This window comes from Oceanobacter antarcticus (assembly GCF_044962685.1).
Classification (GTDB): domain Bacteria; phylum Pseudomonadota; class Gammaproteobacteria; order Pseudomonadales; family Oceanobacteraceae; genus Oceanobacter; species Oceanobacter antarcticus.
In genome coordinates, this window is sequence record NZ_JBBKTX010000022.1 from 48,400 (window position 1) to 67,774 (window position 19,375).

Here is a 19,375-nt window from a genome sequence, read left to right on the forward strand (position 1 = left end):
CAGAAAAGCCCGTTAGTCATGGCGTAACCCCGATCAAAAGTGCTTGTCTCAAAGGGTGGCTGCTATATGGACAGCGGCAAGATACAATGACACCCGCATTGGCCGAAGGCTGCTTGTTGCTGTCAGACGAGTACTTCGGATATCCCGTAATCCAGATCGACAGGAATGATTCATGATTATCAAGCCGAGAGTTCGCGGTTTTATGTGTGTGACCACCCATCCAACGGGTTGTGAAGCAAACGTTAAAGAGCAAATTGACTTCATCAAGGCACAAGGCAAGATCGATATGCCGAAACGTGTACTGGTGATTGGTGCTTCGACGGGTTACGGACTTGCCGCTCGTATCGCCGCAGCGTTTGGTGGCGGTGCAGATACTCTGGGTGTGTTTTTCGAAAAAGCAGGTACCGAGAAAAAACCCGGCACAGCAGGCTGGTATAACTCCGCTGCCTTTCACAAGTTTGCCGAAGCAGAAGGCTTGTACGCCAAAAGCATTAATGGCGACGCCTTCACCAATGCACTCAAGCAAAAAACCATAGATACCATCAAAGCAGATATGGGCCAGGTAGATCTGGTGATCTACAGCTTGGCAGCACCCCGTCGCCAGCACCCGGTAACGGATGTGGTGCACACATCGACCTTGAAGCCTATTGGTAAAGACGTCACCTTGTTGGGTATCAATACCGATAAAGAAGTCATTCAGGAATTTACCCTGCCTGCTGCTTCCCAGGAAGATATCGACAATACCATCGCTGTCATGGGTGGTGAGGACTGGCAAATGTGGATTGATGCACTGGATGCAGGCGGTGTTCTTGCCGACGGTGCCAAGACCTCTGCTTTCACTTATCTTGGCGACAAGGTGACCTGGGATCTGTATTGGGGTGGCACTATTGGTCAGGCTAAACAGGATCTGGACAAGCGCGTTATCACTATCCGCGAAAAGCTGGCGACCAAGGGTGGTGATGCCCGTGTTGCCGTCTTAAAAGCAGTGGTTACCCAAGCCAGTTCGGCTATTCCAATCATGCCCTTGTACCTGTCCTTGTTGTTCAAAGTGATGAAAGAGCAGGGCACCCATGAAGGCTGCATCGAACAGTTGTACCGTCTCTACACCGAATGCCTGTATAGCGACAGCCCGCGATTGGATGACGAAGGCCGGGCCCGTGTTGACGAGCTGGAGTTGACGCCAGAAGTACAACAAGCGGTTGAAGATGCGTGGGATAAAATCACTACTGAAACCATCGCAACCGATACCGACTTTGTTGGTTACAAGGCTGAGTTTTTGCGTTTGTTCGGTTTTGGCCTTGCAGGTGTGGATTACGAGGCAGAGGTTAATCCGGTGGTCGACATCAAAGGCATGGTTGAGTAGTCGCTCACGGCGTAAATGATCTGCTGGCTGATAGGGATAGGGCAAGAACGGTGTTTCACGTGAAACACTGTTCTTGCCCACGCTGGGAAAAACCGATTTTTCCCGTAGGGGAGGGTCGTTTTTTATGGATCAAATAACACTGAACACTGCGGCAAATATTGGAATCTAATATCGTGTTGGTAATAGTGGTCAGGTTTATGTGCTATCACAGCCGCACGAATATAAGAACAAGAAGCAGCAGTGTTCCACATGAAACATTATCGACTTGTCTGACGGGCAAGTTGCTAGAACAACCCCGGCTGCTCCAGTAACGGCACTACCTTATCTCCGACTCGAATCTCACCGCTTTGAATAATCTTCGCACACAACCCCCCATGCCCAAGCATCGCTGCTGTTCCGCCAGGCCCCAATACTTCCTCCATGCGTCCACACGGGTGACATTGGGCTGTCGCTTCGAAGATGGCTGCACCAATCTGAAAACGCTGATGTCTAAGTGCCTGCAGATTTATACCGGACACCACCAGATTACGCCGTAATCGGGCAGGGTCGATGCTGTCGAAGCCGAGCAAACTGGCGATTAGCTGGATGTGTTCGGCGTTAATCAGCGTTACCTGACGGGCGCTACCTGGGGTGCCCTCACAGCGTCTGTCACCTATTAGTCCCAATGTCGCTACTGCTCGAGTTTGCTCTACCACCTGTACAGTTTCACGACGCGCCGGACGCAGGCCAATCCATTGTAGGTGACCAGGTTGCATACTGGGTAAATAACGCGAAAACAGGCTGTTTTGGCTACGCATCGTGAATGCTCATCGGGAATAGAACGCTGACTCTAGCCAGAGTCGGGTGCTGCTGCAATCTCATGCTCGACTCGGACTCTTGTGAATTTGTGAATGGGACTTCCCTGAGCTGAATTGTCTGGCGGTCGACGTTCCGATGTAAGGATTAAACGTTTGTCGGCGGCGGCTTATAATCGGCGGCGGCTTATAAAGAGGCAGAAGCGGATCAAATAAAAACGGCTCCTGAACAAGGAGCCGTTTTTATTTGTCTGTCAGTGTGGCATGTCGGGCTGTGGCAGTCAGTCTCAGAAGCGCTTGCCGCTGGTCGCTGCCTCTACATATTCACCCTGGAACGGCAGCGCGGAAATACGATCCACTTGTTCGTTGATCCAGGTTTCAGTCAATTCGTTTAATACGGCGGTACTTAACCCTTCCGTCTCGATGGCTTCACGAATAACCAGCCGGATGACGCCGGGAGATTTGACCCAATGGGTGTTAGGCCAGCGCTCAGAGGAGTTATGGGCGACAGTAATCACCGGTGCGGCTGTTTTCGTCGCCAGCATGGCACCACCCTTGGAAAATGCCTTGCGTTTGCCTGACGGGATGCGGCTGCCTTCCGGGAATACCAGCACATGAATACCCGCCTTCAGCCGTATTTCCCCTTGCTGGATTACCTGCTTGAGGGCATTGGTTTTTTTATTACGATCAATAAAAATCGGCTGGATCAGCTGCAAACCCCAGCCAAAAAATGGCAAATAGGAAAGCTCCTTCTTGACCACCTGAACGTGTGGGTAAATCAGCGTCGGCAGCATAAAGGTTTCCCAGGTGCTCTGATGTTTGCTGATAATCACGTAACCACGGCCATCACTGGGGATGTTATCGCGCCCTTCCACTTCACAGCGAATGCCGACGATCCAGCGCAAGCCAAACATTACCAGCCGGCAATGAATACCCATGACCCAATAATTGCGTGCCTTGAGCGGTAAAAACAAACCGACCAGCAGGCTGGGTATAAACCAGATAATAGTCACTACCGCCAGCCAGATATAAAACAGCACACTGCGCAGTTTATGGCTGAGGGGAGGGTTTGGAGTATCGGCAACGGCCGAAGGACTGGAGCTGTTCATAGTGCTGAAGAAGCCTTGTTGAAAATCAAACTGTCGGCGTGTTTATACCATTGCCATGCGGTTTTGATTGTTACGTCATTTCCTATGACTGTTTCCCTGTGGGCACCACAATCCATGAGGCAAATTACCTGATCCCTGCTCGACAAACCATGCCACCGAGACAGTATTTGTTAAATTTCCGGGCCGAGCAGTTGATTCACCCAGGCTTCCAGGTCATTAAAGACGGTAACGGCCTGCAACGATGAATCCGTCGCCAGCTTGCCTTCCGCTGCCCGGCCTTTGCCAGTACGTAGCAGAATCGGAGTACATCCGGCGGCGATACCGGCTTCAAGATCCCGAATTGAATCTCCCACCATGATAGCCCCTCGGGCCGAGATCCCTAGCGCCTGTTCAATCTGGTGGATCAGGCCGGGCAGGGGTTTGCGGCAAAGACAGTGATCATCCGGGCCATGGGGACACCAGGCGATATGGGCTATTTTGCCACCTTCGGCCTCGACCAGTGCGGTCATTTTGGCGTGCATCGCATCCAGGTCGTGCTGACTGAAATAGCCACGGGCCAAGCCCGATTGATTGGTGGCTACCGCGACCTGATAACCCGCCTGACACAGCCGGGCGACTGCCCTGGCACTACCGGGAATAGGAATCCATTCCGCCGCCGATTTGACATAGGCGTCGGAATCCTGGTTCAGGACACCATCACGGTCGAGGATAATCAGTTTCATGGTTTGGCTCCGGCTGGGATGGTACCAGTATACCCAAGGTTACCCTGGCGGAATAAAAGCAATTGCTTCCGGGTATCCGGTTTCTTGCCCCTGGAACAGAACGACCGACAGCAGCAGCAGCGGCAGGTCAGGGTGTCTTTGATGGATTTTTGTCCCTGGATGGGCGGGGTTTTTCCCAGAAGTCGAAAAAGTTGAACCACTGAGTCGGAAAGCGCAGCGCCAACCCTTCGAGCCAGTGGGCATAATCCTGAGCGGCGTTAGCGAGTGCCTGCTGGCGGTGTTTGCGGTCGAGCAGCAGGCGCTTGGTATAAGGGGTAAAGTCAACAAGGAAGCGATTGTCGTCACCACGTAAACAGGCCATAAAATACACCGGACACTTCAGAATCGAGGCCAGAATAAACGGCCCCTCGGGCAAGTAGGCGGGAGCACCAAGAAAATCAGCCGTCAGGCTGCGCTCACGATGTTGCACCGACGTCCGGTCGGCGACAATCACAATAAACTCACCACGCTCGATTTTGTCCAGCATCATAACGGCTGTTTCCGGGCCGAACGACGTCACTTCGATCAGGTTCAGACCGGCATCCGGAGCGACTTTTTGCAGCAGTTGATTGAATTTGACGGCATTGCGGGTATGCACCACCGCGTTGATTTTCAGGGTCGGAATCTGTTGGCCAATCGCCCGGCAGATTTCCATATTACCGTGATGGGAAATCAGAATGATGCCCCCCTGGCCACTGCCGACGGCTTGCTGCATGGTCTGAAAATTACGGAAATCGACATCATTAACATGGATGTCCCCGGCCCAGGCCGAAATTTTGTCGAGGGCAGAAAAGCCAAACGCCAGAAACTGACGAAAGGGTCTGGGCTGCCATTCGGGCATACCCAATCGGAGCCGGTGTTGTGCGACTCTGTGCTGAAAATTCTGTGCCGCCTGCCGCTGTACCCTGGCGCTCAGGTAGAACCAGCCAATCACAAAAAATGCCACCACCGAAAACGCTGGTTGCCCTAGATAACGGTAAAACCACAACAGCAGTGTCATGCCCAAGGAGGAGCCTTTTTCGGTCACGTCAGACCAATGCTGGCTCTTGTTCGATGGTGGGTCGCTGGGCGGCTGTTGCTTCATGGCCGTTTCTGCAGCGCCGCAGCGGGTCGCAGTTTCCGACCCAGCAGCATCGGCAGGCGCACCAGCATGCCAAAGAAGAGACGGGTGTGCATCCAGCTGATCATCAGATTGTCACGCCAGACCCGGAAGTTGGAGGTGCCTCCTTCCGGATAGATAACTCGGGTAGGTATAAACAGTACCGGCGTCCCTTGCCAGTAAAGACGCACCATCACCTCGGTATCGAAGTCCATGCGTCTGCCAATACGTACCTTGTTGCTGAGTGCTACAAACGCTGCCAGCGGGTAGACACGAAAGCCGCACATGGAGTCTGGAATGGTCAATGACAGGGTTTCGATCCATACCCATACATGGGTGGCGTAACGGCCGTAGAGGCGCGCCTTGGGCACTGAGCTGTCGTAAAGCGGTTGGCCGCTAACCAGCGCTTCGGGATGCGCTCGGGATCGTTCGATCAACCGTGGAATATCGTCCAGGTTGTGCTGGCCATCAGCATCCACCTGCAGGGCATGGCTGTAACCTCGTTGGCTGGCGAGCTGGATAGCAGAGATCACCGCAGCGCCTTTACCGGCGTTAACCGTTTTAGTCAGTAGCTCAACATTATTAAAACCATCACAGACCTGACGGATACGGACACCGTGTTCGGCTGCTGAGCCATCGTCAATCACCACTATGGGCAGGTGGTACGGCTGCAAGCCCGTCAGCGTTGCCTGCAATGTGGTGGAATGGTTGTAGCAGGGAATAATGAAGCAATAGCTCACGTGGCTGGCCTCGAATCAGGCTTGGGTTCGGGATTCGACCAGTTTCACCAGCGCACTGACAGAGGCGAAGTGCTGACGGTTTTCTTCAGAGTCGTCGGTCAGGGCGATATTGAACTGTTTCTTGATCGCCACACCCAGCTCCAGTGCATCAATCGAATCCAGTCCGAGTCCGTCGCCAAACAGAGGGGCGTCGTTTTCGATGTCATCAGGACGGATGTCTTCCAGATTCAGGGTATCAATGATCAGTTGCTTGATCTGGAACTCTAAAGTATTCAACGACAGTATCCTTTGCTGGGGCATTTTCGGGGGAAGGTAAAAAGGCGGCTATTATCCATTCTCGTCCGGTATTATGCCAGCGGGTCTGGGTTACCGCCGCCCTGACGGAGCATCAGCCCGAGATAGGCGTCATTCGTATTCTGTGGTATTAACGCCGGCTCTGCACGGACGCCATCGCGGCGTACCCAGAGTAATCAAAATCAACTATCAAAGGATGAAGCATGACGGATCGGAAGCAGTCAGCAGACGTCGTTATTATTGGTGCCGGCCCTGCTGGTGCGGTGGCGGGAGCCCTGCTGAAACGCAAAGGATACCGGGTGGTTATTCTGGAAAAGCAGACGTTCCCACGCTTTTCGATTGGCGAAAGCCTGTTGCCACAGTGCATGGCATTCATCGAGCAGGCCGGTATGTTGGATGCAGTGCGAGCGGCTGGTTTTCAGTATAAAAACGGTGCCGCATTTCGTTACCAGGAGCAGTACAGTTTTTTCGATTTTCGTGAAAAGTTTACCCCAGGCTGGGGCACCACGTTTCAGGTTCAGCGGGGTAATTTCGACAAGATCCTTGCCGATTCAGCGGCTGAGCAGGGAGTAAGTATTCACTATCAGCATGAAATCACAGCGGTCGATAACCGGGACGATGGGGTGACGGTGAGTGGCCTGGATGCCACCGGCAAGCCATTCAGCATAGCAGGTCGCTTCCTGCTCGATGCCAGCGGTTTTGGCCGGGTGTTACCGCGTTTGTTGGCGCTGGAGTCGCCCTCCGGGTTCCCACTGCGGCAGTCGTTATTTACCCATGTGGTCGACCACATCGGTGATGAGCAACACGACCGCAATAAAATTCTGATCACCATTCACCCGCAACATCGGGATGTCTGGTATTGGCTGATTCCGTTTGGCAACGGTACTTGTTCATTGGGTGTCGTGGCAGAACCGTCGTTTTTTGAGCGTTATAGCGAACTGAAGCCGGAAGCCCGTTTACGTACTCTGGTGCAGCAAGATCCGGCGCTGAGCCAGCTGCTGGCCAAGGCTGAATTTAATCAGCCAGTGCGGGAAATTCATGGCTATGCCGCCAACGTCAGCAGCCTGTGCGGGCCGGGTTACGCCTTGTTGGGCAACGCCGGGGAATTTCTCGACCCGGTGTTTTCGTCTGGTGTGACGATTGCGCTGAAATCCGCCAGCCTGGCGGCGGAAGTGTTGGATCGTCACTTGTCGGGTGACGCGGTGGATTGGCAGCAAGACTACGCCAAACCGCTGAAGCAGGGGGTGGATGTGTTCCGGGTGTTTGTGGAATCCTGGTACGACGGCCGTTTTCAGGATGCCATTTTTTACGCCGGTGCCAACGTTGATATTCGCAAGATGATCAGCTCGATTCTGGCCGGTTATGCCTGGGATCAGGCCAATCCGTTTGTCAGTCAGGCGGAACGTCGCCTGAATGCCATCGTGGAGATTTGCCGGGGCTGACACCAGCGAGCTGATGTTTGAATGCCCGCTGTTTGGCGTTTCAGAATCAGCGCCAGCGCTTCAGGATCAGTGAGGTATTGATACCACCAAACGCAAAGTTGTTGCTCATGACATGGTCGGTCTCAAGGTGACGCGGCTGCCCCATAATGTAATCCAGATCGGCACAGTCGCTGTCGGGATGAGTCAGGTTGGCGGTGGCGTGAAACCAGCCCTCATTCATCATATGGATGCTGACAATGGCTTCCAGCGCGCCGCAAGCCCCCAGGGTGTGGCCGGTAAAACTCTTGAATGAGCTGATCGGTTTCTTCCCCAGCACCTGAAAGGTGGCCTGGCTTTCCGCCACATCACCACGGTCGGTGGCGGTGCCGTGGGCACTGACATAACCGATATCAGCCGGGGTTAGTCCGGCATCGCGCAGCGACATTTCCATGGCTACTTGCATGGTGGTGGCGTTGGGTTGGGTAATGTGTGCGCCATCCGAATTGGTACCGAAACCAACGATTTCCGCCAGAATGGTGGCTCCTCGTTCAAGGGCAGATTCCAACGTTTCCAGAATCACAATCCCGGCGCCTTCGCCAATCACCAGACCGTCACGATCCTGGTCAAACGGGCGTGGTGCCAGATCCGGGTTGGCGTTATTGGTGCTGGTGGCAAACAGGGTGTCGAACACCGCTGCCTGAGTGGCGCTGAGTTCTTCACAGCCACCGGCCACCATCATTTTTTGATGGCCATATTTGATGGCTTCGTAGGCATAACCAATGCCCTGGCTGCCGGATGTACAGGCGCTGGAGGTGGTGATGATGCGGCCTTTCAAGCCGAAGAACACGCCAATATTCACCGGTGCGGTATGCGGCATCATGCGTACATAAGAGGTGGCGTTCAGACCGTTCACCGAATGGTTAAACAGCATCTGGCCAAATTCCCCAATGGCATCCGGGGTGCCGGAGGACGACCCGACAGCCACGCCCATACGGCCATCCTGAATACATGGATCATCGAGCAAGCCAGCCTGTTGCAGTGCCAGTTCGGTGGCGCGAGTGGCCATCACCGACATCCGGCCCATGCTGCGTACAGCCTTACGGGTATAGTGTGACGGTTTTTCAAAGTCATCGACCGGGCCACCCAGGCGGGTATTCAGACCTTCGTATTTGTCCCAGCTTTCGATATAACGGATGCCAGTCGTTAAGGCCCTGAGATTGGCAGCAATGGTGTCCCAGTCCTGGCCAATCGGTGAAATGGCCGACATGCCGGTAATCACAACGCGTTTCATCAGCACATACCACCGTTGACAGAAATCACCTGGCGGGTCACATAACCCGCATCCTCAGACATCAGGAAACTGACTGCGGCTGCCACTTCTTCCGGACGGCCCATACGTCTGGCCGGAATCATTTTCATTGCCTCATCGATATGCACGCCTTCGATCATATCGGTTTCAATCAGGCCAGGGGCAACACAATTGACGGTGATGTTGCGTTTGGCCAGTTCGACCGCCAGCGCCTTGCAGGCACCAATCAGACCGGCTTTGGAAGCGGAATAGTTCACTTGGCCGCGGTTGCCGGTAATGCCGGATACCGATGACATGGCCACAATTCGGCCCGGCTTGCGCCGCCGTACCATCGGCATGGTTAACGGCTGCACCACGTTGAAAAAACCATCCAGATTGGTGTGAATCACGGTGTCCCAGTCGTCTTCGGACATGGCTGGAAAGGCATTGTCGCGGGTCAGGCCAGCGTTGCAGACAATACCGTAATAGGTGCCGTGGGCTTCGATATCCGCCAGCAAAATGTCACGGCAGCGACTGCGATCGGCAATATCAAATTGCAGTATCCGTGCCTGGCGGCCGATGGTGAGAATCTGCTGCTGCACCTGTTTCGCTTCGGCGCGATTACTGCGGCAATGCACCACAATATCGAAGCCCTCGCGGGCCAGCCGCAGGGCGATGGCCTTGCCGATGCCACGGCTGGAGCCGGTAATAAATACAGTGCTGGATTCAGACATTGTGTTGTCCTTTGACAGATTCCATAAAATTGCTGACGTCTTGGGGTTGAAATACGTTCAGCCGCGCTTGCTGCTGTTCCTGGTCAAAGCGGATGCTGCAGTCAAACGAGCCCAATCCGCTGCTGTCCTGTAATAAGCGTTCCACCTGGATGTGCAGCCGCGCACCCACCGGAAAACAGCTGCAACTGCTGCTGAAGCGGCGGCTGCCCAACAGAAAACCAACCCGTACGGCAGTGCCCTCCTGTTTGGCGGCAGTGCCTGCCCAGGCGGCAATGGCCTGGGCCATATACTCAATGCCGACCCAGCCCGGTACGCCGTCGGGGCCACAAAAAGAGGACTGCGGCTGAATCACGACCTCGGCACAGAGGCTGTCGGCGTCATACGCCAGAATACGATCCAGCAGACTCATTTCGCCGCGATGGGGAACCAGCTCCTCGACGGTGAAGGCAGGGGTCGGATCAATCGCCATAAATACGCTCGAATAACAGGGAAATATTGTTGCCACCAAAAGCAAATGAGTTGCTCAGGGTAAAGACCGGTGGATGATCCAGTTTCAAACCTGCCGTAACGAGGCGGAGCGGCGCCAGTGCCGGATCAGGCACCCCGTCCCAGCGATGTGGCGGTAAACGGCCATCCTGTTGCATCGTCAGCCAGCAGAACGCCGCTTCAATGGCACCGGCAGCCCCCAGCGTATGGCCAGTCAAGGCCTTGGTTGAAGAGGCCGCTACCCGGTCGCCAAACAGGCGGAATACCGCCTGGCTTTCCATGCGGTCATTTTGCTCAGTAGCCGTGCCATGCAGGTTGATATAGGACACCTGTTCGGGATTCAACTGGCGTTGTTGCAGCGCCTGACTCATGGCGGCGATGGCCCCCGCGCCTTGCGGGTGCGGGGCAGAAATATGATGGGCGTCAGATGATTCACCGACCCCCGCCAGAGCCACCGCCGCCGGTTCTTTGCTCATGATAAACAAGGCCGCCCCTTCGCCGATATTGATACCGTCGCGATGGGCACTGAACGGGGCACACACCGCCGTTGCCAGGGATTCCAACGCCCCAAAACCGTTAAGCGTCATAGCCGCCAGTGAATCAACGCCACCGGCAATCACCAGATCACAGACATCCTGCTGAATCAGGCGGCGGGCGCTGGCCAGCGCCTTGGCACCGGAGGAGCAAGCAGTTGATACTACATAAGTTGGCCCTTTGGCACCGCTCCAGTCCGCCAGCGAAAGCGCCGGGGCAGACATTTCCTGAATGGCATAACGCGTGGCAGTGGCGGGTTGCTGGTGGTCAACCCAGCCTTGCACGGTGCTGAAGGCTTCCGCGATACCACTGGTGCTGCTGCCCAGCACAATGCCAATACGTTCGGCGGCAATGCCTTGGCGCATGGCTGCAAAAGCGACCTGAAGCTGTTGCCAGGCAGACATCAGTAGCTGGTTATTGCGGGACTGGCGTGCGGCTGCAAATTGCGTCAGCGGGGGCAGCTCAGCCTTGACCTGACCCAGGTATACCGGTGTCGACATCCATTCATCGGCCAGTGTCAGCGGTTCGGCATCCGGCTGTTGCAGGGTTTGCCAGACCTGCTCGGCACCACGTCCAAGGGAGCAGACGATTCCCAGGTGATTCAAATAAACGGGAATATCCTGCATGACTACTTATCCATTTCCAGAGTGTCAATTCTGATCCGCTGCTGCAGGTCAGGTATCTCGATCAGCAGCTGTGTCCAGAAGCTGTCAGCGGCTTCGGACTGCGCCGTTACCGCCTTGAATTCATACACCAGGTGCGCATCATAATATAAGCGGCGCACGCCTGGCAGCGCCTGTAACGACCAGCCGGTTCCGGCCAGGGTGGTACGAATGCTGGCCAGTGGCCAGTAGGCCAGCTGAATCTGCGCCAGCATGGTATGGGCTTGCAGCTGTTGTGGCAGCAGCGGTGAGCGTTTTTCCTCCAGTTGCTGACCGTCGTAACGAACGCGCAGCAACTCTTGCCCGGTAGCTGTCAGCCCCACCAGCACCAGCACACCTTGCTGTACCGACCAGCTGGCCAGCATGGCTTTGGCTGGTTCAGCGTCAGCGCTTACCACCTGGGTAAACTGGCCGTTGAAGGGGAAATCGGCCGGTGGTAACAACGGCGGCTGCAAGCGGTCGGGGCGAAACGTCAGCAAGCTGCAGCCAGACAACAGCACCAAACAGGTCAGCGAGAGTAGCGCCAGTGGCTTCAACATCCGCTGCATGAGGTTAGGCATGCTGATCTTCCAGGGTAAATACCGGGGTTAACAACCACACCAGAATGACCCCGCACAGCACGGTTGCGCCAAAATACATCAGCACTGGAGTTTGCGACAGTGCCAGCAAGCCAAAGGCCAGCAAGGTAGTGAGTGCTGACATCGCTACCGCCAGCCAGGTGTAGAGACTGTTACGACTGTTGCGCAGGAAGATGCCGGCATCCATACCAATACCCAGTACCAGCAGCAGCGCCAGCAGGTTAAACAGCGTCAACTGCATACCCAGTAGCGCCAGCAGATTCAGCGTCAGCACGCTGGCCAGCGCCGGCCCGGCCAGAATACGCCAGGCCGTCAGACGGTAGCGCAGCGCCAGCAAGAGCAGTACGGCGGCATACGCGGCGGCGAGCCACCAGCCCATGTTATGGCGGTAGTGATTCAGCACCTTGCCAATGGCCGCCGGGCGATCCACCAGCTGTAGCCAGTCAGAGCGATGGGCATCTTGCAGTAGTGGTTGCAACTGCTCGACCAGGTTGGCGGGCACCGTGCCGGAAAAATTCACCACGGCATAAAAGCGCCCGCCGAATTCTCCCAGCCACAAATGCCGGCTGCTGGCACTGAAGGCTGAGGCCAACCAGTGTTCTGGAGTGATCGTCAGGTTGGCGCGGTTGGCAAAATCCGCCCGCGCAGAACGGCTGATTTCAACGGCCCCCAACTGCTTGGCAAACTGCTCCAGCAGGCCGCCGCTGGCATAGACGGTAGTCGCCTGCTGCTGGTAGTCCGCCCGTTGTTGTTGCTGTGATGCCAGTTGCTGGCTGACGCTGTGGTAGTGCAGGCCAGGATTCCGGCTGAGTAGTTGCTCAAGCGGGTCACGCAGGGTGTCGCTGTGCTGCAGTAATTGTTCGGCGGAGTCACCGGATAGCAGCAGGTATCTGGCCCACGAAGCACCGCCCGCGAGCTGATTAATACGCTGGTCGTTTTGTAGCAGGCTGACGGGCGAGGTTTGTAACCTAATCAGGCTGTCGTCAAACGCTAATTTGGGCAGCTGCCACAGCGCCAGCAAGGCAAGCAGCGTCAGCAGAATGGCGACTCCGGGTTGATGAATACGGGGCCAATGGCTGCGAATGGCGGCCAGCCGGTGCAGCAACCAGCTCAAATCCGGGTTGGCTGGCATACGTCGGGTCAGCCAGGGCAGCAGCCCCATCACCGTTAGCCAGGCGCCTACCAGCCCGGCGGCGGAAAAGACCGCCATTTGCTGCAAACCGGGAAAGGGGGCTGCGGCCTGTGCCAGGTAGGCCAGGACGCTGGAGAGCATGCCGAGGGTAATGGCACCGGTAACCGGGTCGCGGGTGGCGGCTGTGCCAGTCGTTGGTATTGGTTGCTCCAGCCGATGACAAAGAAAATGTAGCGAATAGTCGATGGCAACGCCGACCAGGCTGGCACCAAACGCCAGGGTGATTAGATGCACCCGGTCAAATATCAGCAGGCAAGTGGCCATGGCCAGCAGGCAACCAAACAGCAGTGGCATAAACACCAGCAGTAAATAGGATGGACGCCGGAACACCAGCAGCATCAACAGCACAATCCCCAGCAATGACACCACGCCGATGGTCGAGATTTCATGTTGCGCCTGATTGGCACCGTAGGTGGCATGAACAATCAGACCGGTATAACTGAGGCCATGAATCGTATTGTTCAGCCGCTGGAGCAACTCACTGAGCTGACGCTGGTAACCCATGTCAAACGGGCTGCCATTCAGCTCTGCCAGCACAATCCGGTGCCAGTGTTGGCCCATTGGCGTTGGTTCAATACGGGTGGGCCAATCGTCTTGCAGGCTGATGCCCTGATTCGGTAAGGCTTGCTCGCGCCAGTGATCCAGCAGTTGCAGTGGATCGTCGACCAGATGCCGGGTCAGCGTGGCTCCCAGCGGTGAGTACAGGCGGCTGATGGCCGCACTCACCAATGGGCTGGGTTCTTGCAACAGGCTGGACTCTTGCACTTGGTGTGCTTGTTGCAATTTGGCACGATCGACGGCGGTCAGATGGTAGTAACGCCAGTCGGACAGTTGATCAAGCAGCTGGCTGAGCTGAGTGGCGTCGGTTTTGCCTTCAACGCGGGCAAACAGGCCGGAGTCTTGTAATGCTGTTTGTAATTGCTCCGCTGCGACAAGACTGCTAGCCCGCTCACCGGATACCAGCAGGATCAGCCCTTGTGAGGCATTGCTGGCGATGCGGTTGTTGGCGAAGGATTCAGCGGCACTGTTGTGCTCATCGGGCAGTAACGACAGGATACTGGTATCGAACTGTATGCCACGGTGGAACTGCCAGGCCAGTATCACGATGGCCACGGCCATCAGCAGTAACCAGGCCAGTAACGGTCGGTACGATGCCGGATGCAGTGGCTTATTCAGCTGCGCTGGCATCGCCGCTGACCTCCAGGCGGATTTCGGTCCGGTCGCCTTTTGGCTCGTGCAAGGTCAGACCTTGCAGATGGGTGGTGCCGGTCATATCGATGCGGGAAAAAAACGACATCAAGACATCGCTTTTGGGGGTCAGCTGTAAATCCCAGCCATTGGTTTCGCTGACCTGGGTACCCGTGATGGCAAAGGTGGCTTGCAAGGTGGCCAGATCAGCGGCAAAAATCGCCGCCAGCAGGTTGGCTACGGTGGCCGTCTGGGCGCTGTTGGCATCACTTTGCCAGACCACTTCACCACCCTGAGTTTGGGAGATACCGTGCTCGCTGATCATCACTTTACTGGCTATCGGTTGTTCGATTATCCATTCAAGACCTTGCTGGCGCTGATAGTGGAACTGGCCACTGGAGTGTAATGGGCGCGGCAGAATGGTCAGGTATTTGTCCTGCTCAAACTGGCCCTGCAATTCATCGGTGGGTGTCAGAATACGGGCAAGGTCGGCCTGGCTGAGCGATTGCGCCTGGCTGTGACTGGTGGCGATGGCACCCAGCAGCACCAGGCAGGCCAGCATGCGAGGCGAACGAATCATAAGTGGGCGGTTACCTTGTCGATCATGACCTGAGGAGATTCAAAACACATGGTTTGGGTCGCCATGTCGACGGCCACCATGGTGGTGGTGGCTTTGGTCAGGCGTTTGCCACTGGCTTTATTGCGGATTTCATAACCAATCTTGAGGCAGTTGACCCACTCGGTCAGCGTCGCAGTGACCGTGATGGTTTCGCCAAAGCAGGCCGGGCCAGGGTAGCGAATATGCAGGTCGATCACCGGCCAGGCGTAGCCGGAGGCTTTCATTTCGGTGTAGTTGTAACCAATTTGGTCGAGTAGCGCACAACGGGCAATTTCCAGATACTTGGCGTAATGGCCGTGCCAGACCACATTCATCATATCGACGTCGTGGAACGGCACCTGAATATCAACGGCAGCACGGATCATGAGCGACACTCGTACAGCGGCCAGCGCTGTTGTTGCAGGGCGCATACCATGTCGCGCAGTTCCTGTTCCAGTGCGCGGTCTTCCAGCAGCAAGGGACTGACTGAGCGCACGGCATCTATCGTCGCGCTGATACTGGCAGACAGGCTGTCTGTGTTGACCTCTCCAGCCCGAATACGTAATTCCAGCCCTTGTACGGCAGCGACCAAACAGGCTGCCGCCGCTTGCTCGGTTAGCTGTAATACCCGCAGGCAGTCGCGCGCGGCGATGGTGCCCATGCTGACCTTGTCCTGGTTGTGGCATTCGGTCGAGCGTGAGAATACGCTGGCCGGCATGGTGTGCTTGAGCGCTTCGGCGGTCCAGGCGGAGACACCAATTTGCACCGCCTTGAAGCCGTGGCTGATGGCCTGGCGTGGGCCTTCCGCACCGGACAGATTGGCAGGCAAACCGTGGTTGAACTTGGTATCGACCAGCATTGCCAATTGACGGTCGAGCAAATCGGCAATATTGGCGACGGCGGTTTTGAGGGTGTCCATCGCCATGGCGATATGGCCACCGTAGAAGTGGCCGCCGTGTAATACCAGCTCGTTATCGCCGTCAATGATGGGGTTGTCGTTGGCGCTGTTGAGCTCGTTTTCGATCAGGCTGCGGTTCCAGTCCAGAGCCTCACTTAACACGCCAATCACGTGCGGGGCACAGCGCAGCGAGTAACGGTCTTGCAAGCGATCCGGGTTGCGGGGTGGTGTACCGGCTTCCAGATCGCCCCGTAGCCAGCGGGCGATCTTTTGCGGGCCAGGGTGAGGCTTGGCGCTGAACAGAATGTCATTGTAATGGTGGGCGTTGCCTTTGGCGGCAATGGTCGCCAGCGCGGTAATCCGCGTCGCCACGGCTTCCAGATAACGGGCACGACTGAACGCCTGACAGGCCAGGGCGGTCATGACGGCGGTGCCGTTCATAATCGCCAGACCTTCTTTCGGCCGTAATGTCAGTGGCTGAATAGCCCGTTCGGCAAACACCTCGGCGGTTGGTCGTACTTCGCCCTGATAATAGACTTCACGTTCGCCACAGAGGACTGCCGCTACGTAGGACAACGGCGTCAGGTCGCCGCTGGCACCGACGGAACCTTCTTCCGGAATCAGCGGCACAATGTCATGGTGTAACAGCCGTTCGAGTTGCTCCAGCAGCTCTATGGATACCCCGGAAAAGCCCCGGCACAGGGATGCCAGCCGGGTTGCCAGTACCGCTCGACCGCTTTCAAGCGGCAGTATCGCGCCCATGCCACAGCCGTGAAAGGTGTACAGGTGTCTGGGCAGCTCGGCCACCAGCTCCGGTGGAATCGTGACAGTACAGCTGTCGCCATAACCGGTGGTGACCCCGTAAATTTCACCGTCTTCGGCCAGCAGCCGGTCGAGGAACTGGCTGCCACGCTGGATCCGCTGGCGGAATGCCAGCGCCTGATCCAGCTCGACCGGGCTGTTTTGCCGGGCAATAGCGCAGATGTTTTCAATCGTCAGGCGTGAGCCATTAAAAGTAACCATAGTCAGTACGGCCTGTCCTTGTTGTTAAGTCGCAGTCGAGCCAGCAAAGCTGATCACACCACTGGCGTTGATCTTGTCACCCTGACGATAAGCGAAAGCAACATCGCCACTGTCGTCCCGGTTCTTGAGCGACAGGGTCAGGGTAATGTGATCACCAGGCAGGATCGGGTTAACAAATTTGATATTTTTCATACCGCAAAATGCGCCCTGCACTGCCAGATAATGGCGGCCAAAGCGGCTGGCCCAGTCGATCTGGACAACGCCCGGCAGAATCGGATGGCGGGGAAAATGACCAACAAAATACTGCAGGTCGGCCGGTATCTGCAGATCCAGCGTCAGTACATCGTGGTGCAAGCGTTCGGTCAGAATAACCGGCTGGTCGGGGCGGCTGGCAAACAGCTCAAGCAGATCCTGTTGCAGGGTTTTCCCCTGGGAGTTGCGTGGCAGCGCCAGCACAATACGCCAGCGCCGTGGCAGCAGCGGTCGCTCAACATGGTCGAGCAGATGATGGCGGAGGGTATCGATCAGGGCCTTGCGGCCTTGCGTCTCCAGATAGGCCAGACCTGCAGCAGACAGGCAGATCACTGCCGCCACTTCGGCGCGCCGGGATTGCAGCACCAGCGAGCGGGCGGCGCTGAGCAGCGGATGGGCAAGCAGCTGGTTGTCCATCGCCGTCAGCGACAGGCGCTTGCCTTCGACCTTGACGATCTTGTCGACCCGGCCGATCAGGGTAAAACTCTGATCCGGGCCGATTTCTACCCGGTCGCTGGTGGTGTACCAGTCATCCTGTTGCAGATAAGGCGAGCGAATCTGCAAGCACTGGTTGTCGGCATCGACCCTGACGTCAACGCCGGGCACGGGTGTCCACTGGGTATGTGCCGGATTATGCTGGCGTCGCCAGGCGATACCGCCGGTTTCGGAGCTGCCAAAAATTTCGGCAACATCAACGCCGATCGCAGCATGGGTTGCCAGGCTGGCGCTGGCGGGCAGCGGTGCGCCCGAGCTTAACACCAAGGTGCAATGCTGGCGGATCGGTTGCCAGTCAAAAGCGTCCGGCAAGCGCGACAGATGGGTTGGGCTGCTGACCATAAAACAGTCGCCACAGATCGTAATAGCGGCAGCGACGTCTTCGATAAAGGCACAGGTATGGGTCCACATGGGCAGACCGCTGGCCAGTGGCCATAACAGCCGATAGAGAATGCCGTAGATATGATGATGGCTGACCGTGCCAAGGGCGCAATGGCGCTGCATCAGAGCGCCCCACAAGCCGTCAATAACGGTCACTTCGGCGGCCATCTGGCGCAAGGTTTTGGGAATGGCCTGGGGTTCACCAGAAGAGCCGGAGGTGAAAATTTCCAGCAATACGGAGGAATAATCCAGCGCTTTGGACAAGGCCTGGAGAGGTTGCTGGCCCAAACCAGCAGTGGCTTCCAGCAAGGGTTTGGCGCTGTCGCCAAATTCACCGGCAAAGGCGTCGACCAGGGGAGACAGCGCCGTGCTGGTGCCCGGCGTATTGGCACCTGGCACGCAGGCAACCAGGCCCCGACTCCAGAGCGCCATCAGAATCGCGCTGAATTCGGCCAGGTCGTTGTGGTACACCGCACAACGGCGGAAGCCGGGCTGTTGTGCCACTACCCGATCAAGTGTCACCTGCCAGTCGGCCACCCGCTGCAGCCAGTCAGCGACGCTGTGTTGGCCATCGGGGCCGGTAAACAGACACTGTTCCGGGTGTGCGGGGAGGTAAAAGCGCTGCTCGAAGCGCAAAAAAGAATCAACCATGTTGTGTCCGTTTTACGTGGCGGCGAACCAGCAGTTCAGCCGCCATGAGTGTTCCCATCAGCAGATAGGAAATCAGTCCATTATAAAGCATCCAGATTTCATCGTTGCCATCGACGACTGTCCAGAGGGCGATACTGCCATTGACCAGAAAAAATCCGCACCAGACCTTGGTAACCTGGCGGGTGTAGGCCACCGCACTGGCGGGCAGCTCGGGGTCTTGCAGGCGCGCCAGACGTTCGACCACGGTTTGCGGGCCACGCAGGCTCCAGCCAAAATACAGCAGCAGATTCAGGCTGATCAGCACCGGATAAAGCTTGAGCCCGAGGTCGGAATCCGCCAGCCAGGTCCAGCCCGCCAACAGCACCAGCATGGCCACCATCAGCCAGCGACCAGCGCTGCTGGCGGTTTCGTTGGTCAGGCTGCGGGCGATACCTAGCGTCAGTAATAACAACGCCAGATAACGGCTGCTGAAATACTGCAGGCCAAAATATACCGCCAGCGGATAACAGACCGACAGTACAACCATGCTGATGGTGAAGAACAGCTTCATGCCCAGGCTCGCATCGTCACCATCAGTCAGTGTCCGAACAGGCCTTCAACTGCGTCTACTACGTCCCCCACGGTGCGGACGGCCTTGAAGTCTTCCGGATTGATTTTCTTGCCGGTGATGCGTTTCATTTCCACCACCAGGTCGACCGCATCAATGCTGTCGATATCCAGGTCTTCGTAGAGTCTGGCGTCCATAGTGATTGCATCTTGCTGGAGCCCAAACAGCTCACACATAACACGGGTTATGTGACTGGTAATTTCTTCTCTGTTCATGAAGAGAGCGTC

General features: G+C 56.5%; 20 protein-coding genes. 2 read left to right on the top strand and 18 right to left on the bottom strand.

Annotated elements, in window-relative coordinates:
• Positions 1–172 precede the first annotated feature (172 nt).
• Positions 173–1,363, top strand: coding sequence for an enoyl-ACP reductase FabV (fabV, locus tag WG929_RS16335; protein ID WP_416206938.1), 1,191 nt, complete (start codon positions 173–175; stop codon positions 1,361–1,363).
• A gap of 284 nt (positions 1,364–1,647) precedes the next feature.
• On the opposite strand, the gene WG929_RS16340 is transcribed toward fabV, so the two are convergent.
• From WG929_RS16340 to WG929_RS16365, 6 genes are all read right to left on the bottom strand, one after another.
• A complete protein-coding gene (locus WG929_RS16340; protein WP_416206939.1) occupies positions 1,648–2,160 on the bottom strand; it encodes an MOSC domain-containing protein in 513 nt (170 codons plus the stop codon).
• A 284-nt stretch (positions 2,161–2,444) separates the two neighbouring features.
• Positions 2,445–3,266 carry a lysophospholipid acyltransferase family protein gene (locus tag WG929_RS16345; RefSeq protein ID WP_416206940.1) on the bottom strand — a complete coding sequence of 274 codons (822 nt, stop codon included), beginning with the start codon at positions 3,264–3,266 and terminating at the stop codon, positions 2,445–2,447.
• A 170-nt stretch (positions 3,267–3,436) separates the two neighbouring features.
• Positions 3,437–3,988 (bottom strand): D-glycero-beta-D-manno-heptose 1,7-bisphosphate 7-phosphatase, encoded by a 552-nt coding sequence (gene gmhB / locus WG929_RS16350; RefSeq protein ID WP_416206941.1) that lies wholly within the window; start codon positions 3,986–3,988, stop codon positions 3,437–3,439.
• Positions 3,989–4,115: 127 nt separating this feature from the next.
• On the bottom strand, positions 4,116–5,111 hold the full coding sequence (locus WG929_RS16355; RefSeq protein WP_416206942.1) for a lysophospholipid acyltransferase family protein: 996 nt from the start codon (positions 5,109–5,111) through the stop codon (positions 4,116–4,118).
• Positions 5,108–5,866 carry a glycosyltransferase family 2 protein gene (locus tag WG929_RS16360; RefSeq protein ID WP_416206943.1) on the bottom strand — a complete coding sequence of 253 codons (759 nt, stop codon included), beginning with the start codon at positions 5,864–5,866 and terminating at the stop codon, positions 5,108–5,110. The genes WG929_RS16355 and WG929_RS16360 overlap by 4 nt, the downstream gene beginning before the upstream one ends.
• Before the next feature lie 15 nt (positions 5,867–5,881).
• Positions 5,882–6,142: a phosphopantetheine-binding protein gene (locus WG929_RS16365; protein WP_416206944.1), complete on the bottom strand. Its 261-nt coding sequence runs from the start codon at positions 6,140–6,142 to the stop codon at positions 5,882–5,884.
• A 221-nt stretch (positions 6,143–6,363) separates the two neighbouring features.
• On the opposite strand from WG929_RS16365, the gene WG929_RS16370 reads away from it, so the two are divergent.
• Positions 6,364–7,602, top strand: coding sequence for an NAD(P)/FAD-dependent oxidoreductase (locus WG929_RS16370; RefSeq protein WP_416206945.1), 1,239 nt, complete (start codon positions 6,364–6,366; stop codon positions 7,600–7,602).
• A gap of 46 nt (positions 7,603–7,648) precedes the next feature.
• Here WG929_RS16370 and WG929_RS16375 read toward each other — a convergent pair whose 3' ends face one another.
• Genes WG929_RS16375 through WG929_RS16430 form a run of 12 tightly spaced genes read right to left on the bottom strand, consistent with a single transcriptional unit; the run spans position 7,649 to position 19,363 of the window.
• Complete coding sequence (locus tag WG929_RS16375) at positions 7,649–8,872, bottom strand: beta-ketoacyl-ACP synthase (RefSeq protein WP_416206946.1); 1,224 nt, start codon at positions 8,870–8,872, stop codon at positions 7,649–7,651.
• On the bottom strand, positions 8,872–9,603 hold the full coding sequence (gene fabG, locus WG929_RS16380) for a 3-oxoacyl-ACP reductase FabG (protein ID WP_416206947.1): 732 nt from the start codon (positions 9,601–9,603) through the stop codon (positions 8,872–8,874). The genes WG929_RS16375 and fabG overlap by 1 nt, the downstream gene beginning before the upstream one ends.
• Positions 9,596–10,072, bottom strand: coding sequence for a hotdog family protein (locus WG929_RS16385; RefSeq protein WP_416206948.1), 477 nt, complete (start codon positions 10,070–10,072; stop codon positions 9,596–9,598). Before WG929_RS16385 ends, fabG begins: the two co-directional genes overlap by 8 nt.
• Positions 10,062–11,249 carry a beta-ketoacyl-ACP synthase gene (locus WG929_RS16390; protein ID WP_416206949.1) on the bottom strand — a complete coding sequence of 396 codons (1,188 nt, stop codon included), beginning with the start codon at positions 11,247–11,249 and terminating at the stop codon, positions 10,062–10,064. The genes WG929_RS16385 and WG929_RS16390 overlap by 11 nt, the downstream gene beginning before the upstream one ends.
• A 2-nt stretch (positions 11,250–11,251) precedes the next feature.
• Positions 11,252–11,845: a DUF3261 domain-containing protein gene (locus tag WG929_RS16395; RefSeq protein WP_416206950.1), complete on the bottom strand. Its 594-nt coding sequence runs from the start codon at positions 11,843–11,845 to the stop codon at positions 11,252–11,254.
• Positions 11,838–14,243 carry an MMPL family transporter gene (locus WG929_RS16400; protein ID WP_416206951.1) on the bottom strand — a complete coding sequence of 802 codons (2,406 nt, stop codon included), beginning with the start codon at positions 14,241–14,243 and terminating at the stop codon, positions 11,838–11,840. Before WG929_RS16400 ends, WG929_RS16395 begins: the two co-directional genes overlap by 8 nt.
• Positions 14,224–14,823 (bottom strand): outer membrane lipoprotein carrier protein LolA, encoded by a 600-nt coding sequence (locus WG929_RS16405; RefSeq protein ID WP_416206952.1) that lies wholly within the window; start codon positions 14,821–14,823, stop codon positions 14,224–14,226. The genes WG929_RS16400 and WG929_RS16405 overlap by 20 nt, the downstream gene beginning before the upstream one ends.
• Complete coding sequence (locus tag WG929_RS16410) at positions 14,820–15,227, bottom strand: acyl-CoA thioesterase (protein WP_416206953.1); 408 nt, start codon at positions 15,225–15,227, stop codon at positions 14,820–14,822. The genes WG929_RS16405 and WG929_RS16410 overlap by 4 nt, the downstream gene beginning before the upstream one ends.
• Entirely contained in the window at positions 15,224–16,762 is a 1,539-nt protein-coding gene (locus tag WG929_RS16415; RefSeq protein WP_416206954.1) for an HAL/PAL/TAL family ammonia-lyase, read from the bottom strand. The genes WG929_RS16410 and WG929_RS16415 overlap by 4 nt, the downstream gene beginning before the upstream one ends.
• Before the next feature lie 24 nt (positions 16,763–16,786).
• Positions 16,787–18,541 (bottom strand): ApeI family dehydratase, encoded by a 1,755-nt coding sequence (locus WG929_RS16420; protein WP_416206955.1) that lies wholly within the window; start codon positions 18,539–18,541, stop codon positions 16,787–16,789.
• Positions 18,534–19,091, bottom strand: coding sequence for a COG4648 family protein (locus WG929_RS16425; protein ID WP_416206956.1), 558 nt, complete (start codon positions 19,089–19,091; stop codon positions 18,534–18,536). Before WG929_RS16425 ends, WG929_RS16420 begins: the two co-directional genes overlap by 8 nt.
• 26 nt (positions 19,092–19,117) lie before the next feature.
• Positions 19,118–19,363, bottom strand: a complete 246-nt coding sequence (locus WG929_RS16430; protein WP_369856217.1) for an acyl carrier protein — start codon at positions 19,361–19,363, stop codon at positions 19,118–19,120.
• Positions 19,364–19,375: the final 12 nt, after the last annotated feature.

Coding starts and splice junctions, on each gene's coding strand:
- WG929_RS16405 (WP_416206952.1), bottom strand. CDS start 14,823: ATGATTCGTTCGCCTCGCATGCTGGCCTGCCTGGTGCTGCTGGGTGCC.
- WG929_RS16370 (WP_416206945.1), top strand. CDS start 6,364: ATGACGGATCGGAAGCAGTCAGCAGACGTCGTTATTATTGGTGCCGGC.
- WG929_RS16355 (WP_416206942.1), bottom strand. CDS start 5,111: ATGAAGCAACAGCCGCCCAGCGACCCACCATCGAACAAGAGCCAGCAT.
- WG929_RS16340 (WP_416206939.1), bottom strand. CDS start 2,160: ATGCGTAGCCAAAACAGCCTGTTTTCGCGTTATTTACCCAGTATGCAA.
- WG929_RS16395 (WP_416206950.1), bottom strand. CDS start 11,845: ATGCCTAACCTCATGCAGCGGATGTTGAAGCCACTGGCGCTACTCTCG.
- WG929_RS16385 (WP_416206948.1), bottom strand. CDS start 10,072: ATGGCGATTGATCCGACCCCTGCCTTCACCGTCGAGGAGCTGGTTCCC.
- fabV (WP_416206938.1), top strand. CDS start 173: ATGATTATCAAGCCGAGAGTTCGCGGTTTTATGTGTGTGACCACCCAT.
- WG929_RS16390 (WP_416206949.1), bottom strand. CDS start 11,249: ATGCAGGATATTCCCGTTTATTTGAATCACCTGGGAATCGTCTGCTCC.
- WG929_RS16400 (WP_416206951.1), bottom strand. CDS start 14,243: ATGCCAGCGCAGCTGAATAAGCCACTGCATCCGGCATCGTACCGACCG.
- WG929_RS16420 (WP_416206955.1), bottom strand. CDS start 18,541: ATGGTTGATTCTTTTTTGCGCTTCGAGCAGCGCTTTTACCTCCCCGCA.
- WG929_RS16430 (WP_369856217.1), bottom strand. CDS start 19,363: ATGAACAGAGAAGAAATTACCAGTCACATAACCCGTGTTATGTGTGAG.
- WG929_RS16345 (WP_416206940.1), bottom strand. CDS start 3,266: ATGAACAGCTCCAGTCCTTCGGCCGTTGCCGATACTCCAAACCCTCCC.
- fabG (WP_416206947.1), bottom strand. CDS start 9,603: ATGTCTGAATCCAGCACTGTATTTATTACCGGCTCCAGCCGTGGCATC.
- WG929_RS16425 (WP_416206956.1), bottom strand. CDS start 19,091: ATGAAGCTGTTCTTCACCATCAGCATGGTTGTACTGTCGGTCTGTTAT.
- WG929_RS16415 (WP_416206954.1), bottom strand. CDS start 16,762: ATGGTTACTTTTAATGGCTCACGCCTGACGATTGAAAACATCTGCGCT.
- WG929_RS16410 (WP_416206953.1), bottom strand. CDS start 15,227: ATGATCCGTGCTGCCGTTGATATTCAGGTGCCGTTCCACGACGTCGAT.
- gmhB (WP_416206941.1), bottom strand. CDS start 3,988: ATGAAACTGATTATCCTCGACCGTGATGGTGTCCTGAACCAGGATTCC.
- WG929_RS16375 (WP_416206946.1), bottom strand. CDS start 8,872: ATGAAACGCGTTGTGATTACCGGCATGTCGGCCATTTCACCGATTGGC.